Below are 10,493 nucleotides of genomic sequence, written 5' to 3'. Positions count from 1 at the left end.
CCGCATGCCCATTTTTAAGTCTCTCCACTACCAACTCTTCCCACATCCTCTTCTTCATTCTAACTACAGGATGAAATCCTGCGAATTCATGAGTCTGAGTGAGGAAACTGAATCATTTCGAGGGAGCTATATTGCTTCAAAAATACCGAATCACCTCAAAAAAGAAATTCAAATTCTTTATAGATTCAGGGGCAATACCGTCACATTAAGCCAAGAAAGACCTGGGTATATGGGCGGACGCTTTGAGTATCCCATTGCTCAATTTAGGTTAGAAGAACCGTATTGGAAAGTGTATTGGCAGGACAGTAAAAATAAATGGCATTTGATAGAGGATATAAAACCGGATCAAAGCTTTGAAAACCAACTGGATGTAGTAGATAAGACCGATATGTTTTGGTTCTAATTTAGCGAACATTTGTTCTTCTTTTTATTGGGAGATGATGGTACAATAGGGGAGACAATTGAATCTTGGGTGGGCATGGATCCCTTCGGAAGGGGGTGATGCCATGAAGGTAGAGGCGGCATTAACGATCATGTTTCTTTTCGGATCGTTCATTCTTGCACTACTCACATACATTTCGAATAACTACAAGAAAAAGTAAGAACCCACCCCAAGGTTAGCGCCCAGGTGGGTTCTTATTCCTTACTCGACATGAAGGGATATCCCATTCAAGCCAATTGTCCAGCCGAGTGTTTGCCGCACTCGGCTTCTTTTATAGGTATGATAACACAATTGGAAAAAGAAGTGAACTTAAAAAGTCGAAAAATCTTATGAAAGCGTGTAAAGGACGAACAGACGAAAATCACGGTTTAGAAATAAATCTTCTGATCTCTTTTTTCTTTCAAAATTTCAACCGCCTCGCGGAAGCGCAACGAGTGGACGATTTCGCGCTCGCGCAAAAACTTCAAGCTGTCCTGCAGATCCACGTCATCCGTCATGTCGATGAGCCATTGGTAAGTGGCTCTTGCTTTCTCCTCCGCGGCGATATCCTCGTACAAGTCCGCAATCGGATCGCCTTTGGCTTGAATATAGCTGGCGGTCCAAGGAACGCCGGAAGCGTTTTGGTAAAAGAGGGCTTTATCATGATTCGCATAATGATCGCCAAGACCTACAGCGCGCATCTGCTCAGGCGTTGCGTCTTTGGTAAGCTTATATACCATGGTAGCGATCATCTCAAGATGAGCAAATTCCTCCGTCCCGATATCCGTCAGCAATCCGATAACTTTGTCCGGGATGGTATAGCGCTGATTCAGGTAACGAAGCGCGGCTGCCAGCTCGCCATCGGCCCCGCCGTATTGCTCAAGCAAAAATTTGGCCATTAAGGGATCGCATTTGCTGACTCTTACGGGGTACTGCAGCTTCTTCTCGTATGCCCACATCGGCTCGCGTTCCTCGCTTTCTTGGTTCAAATTTTGCGGATGCTCACATCCGGCTGATTGCCTGCTATACCTGCCAAGGCCAAGGCGCTTCCTTCCACTGCCATGGAGATCTTGAGAGACTATGTCCAAAATTCATAAGAGGGCCATACTGCAGTTCGAACTGCGACGCAATACGCTTGCGAAGCTCGGCGAACTGATTGAATTGCGCCAGCGCAGCTTCGTCGTCGGGATGGGTGTCCAGGTACAGATTCAGCTCTACCAGCACAAAATCGACAGACTGCAGATCGTGCAGCATTTTGTAATAGTTTTCATCGAGCTGTTGAGCCACTAGGCTTCACCTGCTTCCTTGCGGGATGGACCTGGGTAAGGGGCATACAATGCGGGCCACAGTGTGCCATGCTTCAAAGCTTCATAGGGCGAAAATTGGGGCAAATTCGGGGGCTGAAAAGAGATGAACAGCTGCGGCGGCACATTGTAGCTCTTTACGGTCATAGGCGGACAAGGATCGAACGGCCCGATAAATGGCCGGTACGTTCGAAATTGATCATTCTCGTTCATGGGGCTCTACTCCTTTCCATATCATGCCTCGACGTAACTATATGACGAACGGGTTGGACACTATACGTGCCATCATAAAGAAAAAGGATGCGCCCGCAGCTTATTGCCGCAAAGCGCATCCCTATCTTTAACGAATCCTTTCCTACGAAAAAGACGTCTCTCGGCAGCGTATTCATCTGCTGAAAGACGTCTTTTGCTAGGAAAAATAGGGAAGCGGTTAGCCGGCGCCGAATCCCAGCAGCCTCGGGTGGCGGAGTATGCCCGAATCGGTAAATTCCAAAGCGGCAACACGGCAGGGGAAAGGGACGCTTAACCAGGCGACCTCGGATTTTTTCATGCCTGGCGTGAGCGAAAGGAAAGGGCACTCTCCGGGATATTTCCGCATAAATTCCTCGAGCAAGCGCTTAGAGCTTTGATCGAGACCCGACACATGTCCGATATAGCGGTCTTCGTATCGCAGCACCAAGCTTGCGACTTGTCCGTTATTCAGCTTGATTCCGACCACTTCGGCGGTCAGCTGTAGCTCCTTGCGTTTTTTGAACCAATCGTTATGCTTCTTCCCTTCGGTGTAAGGGCTGTCCAGCCGTTTGGACACGATGCCTTCCCATTCATGCTCCTGAACCCACTCCCAGAGCGCTTGTCCATCCTCATATAAATCGGTGACGAACAATCGCGGGTTTTTCTTGGGGAACTTCTCGCTCAGCCTTCTGAACCGTTCCCGAAATGGAAGCGGGCGCAAGTCCTCCGACCCGTCATACAGAAGATCGAACATGACGTAAATCAGGTCATCGCGGGGTTTCCGGTTTACCCCGCCTAGCCTGCCTCGCTGAAAGTTCGGCCTAACCCCGTCGAAATAAACAATTTCCCCGTCGATGAGGCAAGCGCCGACCTGAACAGCCTTGAGCAGCTCCACGATTTCTGGAAAAGCGGAGTTGCGGAGCTCGATACGTTTCGAAAATATCTCTACGCCGCCGCGGCCATCTAATCGGGCGAGCGTTCGAACGCCATCCCATTTCAGCTGATAGCACCATTCCGGCCCTTCCGGGATGTCGGGAGTTTGAATGGGGGACATCGGCGTTTTAGGCAGGATCATCCTAGAATCCGAATGGACGGATTCGGTCATGATGCGGTGCCTTTCGCTTTTTTAGGCTTTTTCTCTTTGGCTGCCGGTTTGCGCTTCTCTCCGGTCTTGCCGGGATCTGTCGGAATTTTGGCTGCTTCCAAGCTTGCTTGCAGAGCGGCCATTAGGTCGATGACCTTGCCGGTTTCGTTAACAGGGGCAGTTACAACGTCGATGCCTTCACCGCTTACCTTCGCTTCAATCGCATTCAGCAGCGCCGTCCGGTAATCGTCCGTATACTTATCCGGCTCGAAGGCGGCCGATAACTGTCCGATCAGCAGCTTAGCGACCTCCAGCTCCTTTTCGTTAACCGTTACCTGCTCGGGCAGGTTTGGAACAAGCGAGATGGATCGGATTTCGTCCGGGAAGTGCATCGTTTCGAGACAGAGGCAGTTGGCAACGACGCGGACTGCGGCCAAGCGGCTTTTGCTGCGGATCGAGATTTTTGCGATTCCGATTTTGCCCGTTTGGCGGATCGCTTCAAGCAGCAAGCCGTAAGCGCCGGAGCCGGCCATATCCGGAGAAAGGTAATACGCCTTCTCGAAGTAGATTGGGTCGATATCCGTCAGATCGACGAAGTCTAATATTTGAATGGTGCGCGCCGACTCCGGTCTAAGCGCGTCCAATTCCTCTTCGTTGAAGAGGACGAACTTGCCTTTCTCATACTCGAAGCCTTTGGCGATTTCGTCGTTTTCGATATTTCGTCCGCAATGCTCGCAGACGCGCTGCTGGGAGATCGGCGTGCCGCATTCTTTATGAATGCTGCGAAAGCGGATGTCCTTATCTTCGGTAGCGGTAAACATTTTCACTGGCACATGGACGAGCCCAAAGCTGATTGCGCCTTTCCAAACGGTATGCATAATGAAGTCCTCCTGAACAAAATTTCGTATAGATTCAGGATGCCCCATTGTGCATCGGATTTATTTTTCGCCTTCGATGTATATTCGAAGAGAATGCGGCAATGATATAATCATCGGCGTCGCGAGATGCCGTAGACAACCGCGGAGAAGACTTACGTTTCCCCATAAGTTCTTCGTCCGGTTTCTCCTCTCCCATGAAAAGGGCGCTCTCGAAAGAGGGCGCCCGATTTTATTTTTATCCGAGCTATTCGTCTCCCCGCTGCTTGATTAACGCATAAGCAATGTGCCCCATTAATCCGATGAACAGCCCGGTTCCCACAACGATGAACGCCATAGTAAACACCTTTCCCATCTCCGTTTGGGGAATAAAGGCGGGGTGGCCTACGGTGCTTAAAGTAACGATGCAGAAATACAACGCATCGATTACCGTCAAATTCTCTTGGGTTACAAAAAAGATCGTTCCTGACAGCAGGATAACCAGAACCAATACGAAAAGGGCCTGAAAGTTCTTCATTTTAAACGCGTACCACAAACCGTGAATTAACCTTTTTAAAGTCAGCAACAGTGATATCATGTCAATCATCCCTTCTCTTGGCGGCGGCTTTTTATTTAATATCGCAGGAACGATAGTCATGTATACCCGCTGTGATCCGCCGAGTTGAAGAGGGCCGGGGCAATTGTTGCGGCTATCTATCTTCGCGCAGGGAATCTATGGTACGATAGGCGAGAATGATGTCGAAAGGGGCAATTGCAGTGAGAGTCATCGCGGGCGCGGCGAGAGGGCGCGCGCTGAAGGCCGTCCCGGGCACGGGTACAAGGCCGACAACGGATAAAGTGAAAGAAGCGATATTTAGCATGATCGGTCCTTATTTTGAGGGCGGAACGGCTCTGGACCTCTTCGCGGGTACAGGCGGTCTCGGCATCGAGGCATGGAGCAGGGGCATCGAGCGTGTGATCTTCGTCGATAAGGAAAAAATAAGCCTGGACGTCATCCGGCAAAACGTGCGAACCGCAGGCGCGGAAAGCGCGGCGGAAATTTACCGGAACGATGCGGAGCGGGCGCTCAAAGCGCTGGCCAAGCGCGAGCTGAAGTTTTCCCTTGTCTTTTTGGATCCGCCGTATCGGATGACGAATATGGATGAGCTGATGGCGGAGCTTGCCGCAAAAGGGATGCTTGAGGAAGAAGCGCGGATCGTAGTCGAGCATGACGCTTCCCACCGTTATCCGGAGGAGCTCGCGGGGTTCGAGCATATCAAAACTGCTAAATACGGAGATACTGCCGTTACAATATATCGGTATCATGGCATGGACGATGAGACAAGCAGCATAGGGGACACCGATGCTATGAATAGGAGCGAGATGGATGTCAATGAATAAACAGCAGGGAACAGAGTCTCAGGCGAAAAAAGAGCGGATAGCGGTTTATCCGGGCAGCTTCGACCCGGTAACCTACGGCCATCTTGATATCATTCAGCGTTCAGCGAAGCAATTCGACCGTTTGATCGTGGCGGTGCTGAATAATACGAGCAAAAATCCGCTTTTTACCGTTGAGGAACGGAAGGAGCTGCTTGCCGAGGTGACCAAGGACATCCCGAACGTGGAAATCGACAGCTTTCGGGATTTGCTGGTACGGTTCATGCGCAGCAAAAACGCGGATGTCATTATTAGAGGGATCAGGTCCGTCACCGATTTCGAATACGAGCTTCAGCTCGCCTCCACGAACCATATGCTGGACGGGGAGATCGAGACAATGTTTATGATGACGAACCCGAAGTATTCGTATTTAAGCTCCAGCATCGTAAAGGAAATCGCACAGTTCAAAGGAAATGTGAAGGAACTGGTGCCGCCGGTCATTGAAGACCGGCTTAAAGCGAAATACGAAGCCAGGGGATGACGGCAATTATCGAAAACGCGAGATGCGCCCATTTTTGGAGCCGGATATAAAGCTCGTCAAGAGCAGAATGACCATCAACAGCCCCGCGGCGGTTAGGGATATCGGCCATAACGAGGGCAGCTCCGATGCGGTAACCGATTGGATGGGCATGTTGACGTCAAGTGAGGCGGCAAAATAGTGCCCGTACAGCATAACGGGGAAATCGCCGTTCGGGTTAAGCTTGCCGATCAGCCAAGTCATCGGCTGCCATAGGAGCAGCGTGAGCAAAAAGGCGTGCAGGGCATGATTCAGACGAAAGGCGATAAAAGGCAGCAGCTTCAGATCGGTGCCGGAAATGGCATAGCCGGTCTGCAGAATGCCGGCCATTCCGCTCCATGCGAGGACGGCTGCAATGATGGCGCTGCCGAATGCGGCGCTTGCGCCGGGCGCGTCCCATACTGCGGCGGCGTAAGCGCCGAGATGGCTTTCGAAGAAGGCGGGGCCGATAAAGCTGAAGCCCTGCTTCAAGATCGGGATAAGCAGCGGCTCAGACAGCTTGGACAGAACAGCGGCAAAGATCATTAAGCCGCCGACGATCATCAGCTTCTGCACGCTGTTCGCGACGGAATCGCCCAGCACTTTGCCGAAGCTCCGGCCGTCCTCCTCTCTGCCGGATTGCAGCCCTTGGGCAATGGCGGATAAGGCGCCTTTACGCTGGCCGGATTCGGACGGCAAAGGCGCAGGCGTTATATCGGATGAGGAAGCCGCGGGCTGCTTCCTGTCCCGGAATAGGTAAGACAGCAGCAGCAGCCAAAGGGCGGATACCCAGACGGCTGCTGCTATCATCATGCCTGCAATCGGCTTGTGGAGAAAGCCTGCGCCAATGACGACGAGCATAAAGATCGGGTTCGGCATATGGGCGATGCCGAGCAGCTGCTGGCTCTGCGAACGGTTCAGAACCTCGCGCTTCCGCAGCGAGGTGACCGCCTCGGAGCCGGCGGGATAGCCGCCGAGCCACCCGAATACAACGGCTAGCGCTGCTTCGCCCGGCAAGCCCGTCATCCGTTTCATCATGGGCTGCAGAAGATTCCCGATTGCATGTGCGAGTCCGAAGGCCAGCATAATTTCGTAAAGCACTAGAAAAGGGAGCAACCCCGGAAATACGATATTCCACCAAATGGTAAGACCTTGCAGCGATGCTTTGAAGGATTCATCTGGCTGCAGGATTATGGAGCCGACCAGAAGGATCGACACAATGGCAAGCAGGATTGTTTTGGGCATGCTGTTCAACTCCTCTTGGACATACCTCTTACGTTTCATACCTACGCCGAACATTGGCAAGATAGACCATTCTACATAGAAGCAGATGAGCATAGATGGAGGGGAAACAACTATGCGAAACGGATTGTCCGGCGTGCGGAGAATTATTTTTTCGGCGAGCGTAACCGCCCTTGTCATGTGGGTTCTGTTATATGCGCCAACGCCGTATGTCGTGTATGAGCCGGGCATTGCGGTGCCCATTGAGCCGATGATATCGCTTGCGTCCGGCCAGCCTGCCGACAAAGGGCAGCTCCTGCTGACGGCGGTGAAATTGACCGAGCCTAATTTTTGGCATGTGCTGAAGGCTTCGGTCGACGGTGATAAGGATGTTTATTCGAAAGACGAGGTGTTCGGAAGCTATACGAAGCAGCAGTATTCGGAGAGGCTGACGGTTATTATGGAAGGCTCCCAGAATGACGCCCTCGAAGCGGCCTATCGCTATTTGAACGTCCCTTACGAGCGCAAAATAGAGGCGATCGTTGTTTCGGATGTGTTGACGATAGCAGGCAAGCCTGCAGGGCGACTGCGGGCTGGCGACCGGTTGATCGGACTGCGGGGAGGACCTGCGTTCACGGATGTGAAAACCGCAGCCGAGGCTGTGATGAAAGCTTTGCGCGAGCAGGCGAACACAAAGGACGGAACGGTAATGGTCACAGCCCAACGAGGCGGCGAGCAGCTTGATATCGAATTAAAGGCGGATTTGGTCGATAATGTCACTTCGAAAGAAACGCCGCAGCAATTCGCCGAGCTGCTTGGCGTCAAAGGATTTACGGAGCTTCGAAGCATAAAAGCGGAGAACCGCCTGCAGGAGCTCCATATTTCGACAGACGAAATCGGCGGTCCTTCGGCAGGTCTTGTCTTTGCGCTTGGAGCGGTTAATTTACTGACGGAGGGCGATTTGACGGGTGGCGTTAAAATCGCGGCGACGGGCACGATCACGCCGGAAGGCAAAGTAGGCGTAATCGGCGGCATTATGCAAAAGGTCGTATCAACGGATCAAAACGGAGCGGAGCTGTTTCTGGTGCCGAAGGGGAACGAGGCGGACGCCAAATCAAAAGCGAGGAAAATGGGTACATCCATGGAAATAGTGGGCGTGGAGTCGTTGGAGGAGGCGATGGATGCCATCGCCTCCTTCCTGAAGCGCCGTTAGATCATGATCGGCTTGTCCCGGAAATCGCGGGATAGATCGGAGGGAAGCTTAGCGCCCGGCATGCCGAGCATATAAGCGCGGGTCGCCTGCACGTCCAGCTCCAAGTACCGGAACGGCTTCGGAGGCCGTGCGGCGCTCATCAGCACAGGCAGCGAAGCGGCGGAACGCATTCGTTTGAGCAGCGATTGTCCTTTTTTTGAGAAACCGAGCACACGAATGTATTGCACGCCGCTTGCCAGTTTCTCCTGCGTGAAATCCTGTTTGGCATGACCCAGCAGGATGGAAAGCAGGGCGCGCTGAAGCTTGGTGCGCGTATATCGCTTTGTTTTCAGGCAGGCAAGCAAGGAATCGATGCTCCATTCCTGAAGCTCCGGCCATGCATGGAGCAGGCGATGCTCAAGTCCTTCCGTTATTTCGCGCAGCTCCGATAACCGGTGAGGTGAGCTTGTTGACAGCGTGTGGAACAGCGCATCCTTGTAATGCTCCCAATGAACGGGAGGAATGCCGTCCGCATGCCGGTCCATGAGTACCTCGTAGGTCGTCGCCGGTACGAACGGGCGGATTTCTTCTAGCGCACCGCTTTCCAGCGTCAGCTTACGAATGGCAGTCGCGCTCGCAATCGCCCCGTCCGTTATGGAGGTCTGGTTATACTGCGCTTTTTCTCTTGCGATGGTATAGGGCTTCATCGCGCCGCGAATGCGCCGGTGCGCGATCAGGTAGTGCAGGCCGAGCGTGTGATTCGGCTGGTCAAAGGGAAAGGCTGCCGCTTCCATGTCGCCTCGCGCCTTCAGGTAAGCTTGAATCGTTTCGCTGTAGGCGGCCGGGTAGCTTTGTCCGGTCTCGAGCTTGCTTTTCAGCAGCGACCGGAAATCGGGAGGCTCGTCCGCCGCGAGATCGGCTGCCATTAGGAGAGGAGCTAATCGGCCGCTTTCCGTGCCGAAGCAGAAGGCGTCGACAACGCCCGTAGCCTCAAGCAGCGATACAGCGCCGTAAGCGAACCATTCCGCCGCTTGCGCCGCATAGGCGACAGGCAGCTCGATCACGAGATCGCAGCCGCCCGCAAGCGCCATTCGCGCCCGTGTCCATTTGTCCCACATTGCCGGTTCGCCGCGCTGCAGGAAATGGCCGCTCATGACGGCGACGACCGCATCCGCTTCTGTTATTTTTGCCGATTGACGCAAATGATAAAGATGTCCGTTATGAAACGGGTTATATTCGACAATAAGTCCGACTGTCCGCAAGCACCTATCAGCCTCTTCCATTTGCTTGATTCGCAAGTGATTTCAATATAGCATAGAGAAGATGCTTCGTCACATGGGCAGCCGGCCTTCGTAAAATCGCACAGTGAAATTGTTGACAAAAGAATAATTAAATCGCTATAATAATCTTTGTTTGTTTGGAGTGATAATATGCAGTTTCGTATGCAAGAGATGATGTCCAAAGGCCTTAAGGCAACGGTGCAGGAGAAGCTGGATGTCAGCGGGCTCTTCAAGGGACGAGCGGATGTTATTGCGGCTGGTCCGCTTCATGTGTCGCTTGAGGTAGCCGGTTATGAAGGATTTGTAACGGTCTCCGGCGAGCTGTCTATTGATCTTGAGATGGCCTGCTCGCGTTGTTTGGAACCGACAAAGGAACATACGGTCATTCCAATTTTCGAAAAGTTTAAGCCTGCTTCCGAAGAGACGAAGCCTGCGAGCTCGGACGAGGATGAAGAGTATGTGGAAGTGGAAGGCGATAAGCTGGATCTCAGACCTTATCTCGAGGAAGCGCTTCTAGTCTTTATGCCTTTTGCCCCGCTGTGCAGCAAAGACTGCAAGGGTCTCTGTCAAACCTGCGGAGAAAACTTAAATGAGCGAACATGCGGCTGCAAGCACGAGCGGATCGACCCTCGGTTTGAAGCGCTGAAGGATTTATTTAAGGAGTAACGTTATTCATTTTGTGAAGGAGGTGGGAAAGATGGCAGTACCTCAACGTAGAACATCCAAAACTCGCCGCGACAAGCGTCGTACTCATTTCAAGCTTGCGATACCGGGTATGGTGAAATGCGAGCAGTGCGGAGAGCTGAAATTAGCTCACCATGTTTGCAAAGTGTGTGGATATTACAAAACAAAAGAGATCATTTCCCAATAATAATGATTTCGGGCCAATAGCACTTCATCTTGCGATGAGGTGCTATTTTTATTTGAAGCGGGAGTCTGCTCCGGAAACAGGCAAGTCGTTTTCCAGAGTTGA

The 10,493-nt window shown here is 52.3% G+C and carries 15 protein-coding genes; 7 read left to right on the top strand and 8 right to left on the bottom strand.

The genetic code is table 11. From position 1 onward, the window contains the following. Together D3P08_RS15790 and D3P08_RS27705 are read left to right on the top strand one after the other, a co-directional pair. Window positions 1-403: DUF3024 domain-containing protein (locus D3P08_RS15790; RefSeq protein ID WP_240647560.1), on the top strand; the 403-nt coding region annotated here is incomplete at its 5' end. Between the two features lie 103 nt (window positions 404-506). Further along, window positions 507-602, top strand: coding sequence for a putative holin-like toxin (locus D3P08_RS27705; protein ID WP_219993704.1), 96 nt, complete (start codon window positions 507-509; stop codon window positions 600-602). A gap of 208 nt (window positions 603-810) precedes the next feature. On the opposite strand, the gene D3P08_RS15785 is transcribed toward D3P08_RS27705, so the two are convergent. The 6 genes from D3P08_RS15785 to D3P08_RS15760 form a co-directional block, all read right to left on the bottom strand. After that, window positions 811-1,380: a manganese catalase family protein gene (locus tag D3P08_RS15785; protein WP_119600676.1), complete on the bottom strand. Its 570-nt coding sequence runs from the start codon at window positions 1,378-1,380 to the stop codon at window positions 811-813. A gap of 64 nt (window positions 1,381-1,444) precedes the next feature. Further along, a complete protein-coding gene (locus tag D3P08_RS15780; RefSeq protein ID WP_119600653.1) occupies window positions 1,445-1,708 on the bottom strand; it encodes a spore coat protein CotJB in 264 nt (87 codons plus the stop codon). Further along, window positions 1,708-1,938, bottom strand: coding sequence for a spore coat associated protein CotJA (locus D3P08_RS15775; RefSeq protein ID WP_119600652.1), 231 nt, complete (start codon window positions 1,936-1,938; stop codon window positions 1,708-1,710). The genes D3P08_RS15780 and D3P08_RS15775 overlap by 1 nt, the downstream gene beginning before the upstream one ends. A 217-nt stretch (window positions 1,939-2,155) precedes the next feature. After that, the gene (locus D3P08_RS15770; protein WP_119600651.1) at window positions 2,156-3,061 is read right to left on the bottom strand and encodes an ATP-dependent DNA ligase; all 906 of its coding nucleotides are present in this window, start codon (window positions 3,059-3,061) and stop codon (window positions 2,156-2,158) included. Continuing rightward, window positions 3,058-3,918: a non-homologous end joining protein Ku gene (ku, locus tag D3P08_RS15765; RefSeq protein WP_119600650.1), complete on the bottom strand. Its 861-nt coding sequence runs from the start codon at window positions 3,916-3,918 to the stop codon at window positions 3,058-3,060. Before ku ends, D3P08_RS15770 begins: the two co-directional genes overlap by 4 nt. Before the next feature lie 244 nt (window positions 3,919-4,162). After that, window positions 4,163-4,492 (bottom strand): potassium channel family protein, encoded by a 330-nt coding sequence (locus tag D3P08_RS15760; RefSeq protein ID WP_119600649.1) that lies wholly within the window; start codon window positions 4,490-4,492, stop codon window positions 4,163-4,165. Window positions 4,493-4,671: 179 nt separating this feature from the next. Here D3P08_RS15760 and rsmD point away from each other — a divergent pair, with 179 nt between their 5' ends. Next, on the top strand, window positions 4,672-5,295 hold the full coding sequence (gene rsmD / locus D3P08_RS15755) for a 16S rRNA (guanine(966)-N(2))-methyltransferase RsmD (RefSeq protein ID WP_240647558.1): 624 nt from the start codon (window positions 4,672-4,674) through the stop codon (window positions 5,293-5,295). Beyond that, on the top strand, window positions 5,282-5,812 hold the full coding sequence (gene coaD, locus D3P08_RS15750) for a pantetheine-phosphate adenylyltransferase (protein WP_240647556.1): 531 nt from the start codon (window positions 5,282-5,284) through the stop codon (window positions 5,810-5,812). Before rsmD ends, coaD begins: the two co-directional genes overlap by 14 nt. A 6-nt stretch (window positions 5,813-5,818) precedes the next feature. On the opposite strand, the gene D3P08_RS15745 is transcribed toward coaD, so the two are convergent. Next, window positions 5,819-7,072: a nucleoside recognition domain-containing protein gene (locus tag D3P08_RS15745; protein WP_162848497.1), complete on the bottom strand. Its 1,254-nt coding sequence runs from the start codon at window positions 7,070-7,072 to the stop codon at window positions 5,819-5,821. A 112-nt stretch (window positions 7,073-7,184) separates the two neighbouring features. Here D3P08_RS15745 and D3P08_RS15740 point away from each other — a divergent pair, with 112 nt between their 5' ends. Next, window positions 7,185-8,261, top strand: a complete 1,077-nt coding sequence (locus D3P08_RS15740) for a S16 family serine protease (protein WP_162848496.1) — start codon at window positions 7,185-7,187, stop codon at window positions 8,259-8,261. Here D3P08_RS15740 and D3P08_RS15735 read toward each other — a convergent pair. Further along, a complete protein-coding gene (locus D3P08_RS15735; RefSeq protein ID WP_119600646.1) occupies window positions 8,258-9,502 on the bottom strand; it encodes a nucleotidyltransferase in 1,245 nt (414 codons plus the stop codon). The genes D3P08_RS15740 and D3P08_RS15735 overlap by 4 nt on opposite strands. 168 nt (window positions 9,503-9,670) lie before the next feature. Between D3P08_RS15735 and D3P08_RS15730 the strand changes: the two genes are divergently transcribed. Both D3P08_RS15730 and rpmF read left to right on the top strand, forming a co-directional pair. Continuing rightward, complete coding sequence (locus tag D3P08_RS15730; protein WP_119600645.1) at window positions 9,671-10,186, top strand: YceD family protein; 516 nt, start codon at window positions 9,671-9,673, stop codon at window positions 10,184-10,186. Between the two features lie 31 nt (window positions 10,187-10,217). Further along, the gene (rpmF, locus tag D3P08_RS15725; RefSeq protein WP_116043433.1) at window positions 10,218-10,391 is read left to right on the top strand and encodes a 50S ribosomal protein L32; all 174 of its coding nucleotides are present in this window, start codon (window positions 10,218-10,220) and stop codon (window positions 10,389-10,391) included. The last annotated feature ends 102 nt before the right edge of the window (window positions 10,392-10,493 follow it).

This window comes from Paenibacillus nanensis (genome assembly GCF_003583765.1).
Lineage (GTDB): Bacteria > Bacillota > Bacilli > Paenibacillales > Paenibacillaceae > Pristimantibacillus > Pristimantibacillus nanensis.
This window is presented reverse-complemented; position numbering and strand designations above follow the sequence as displayed.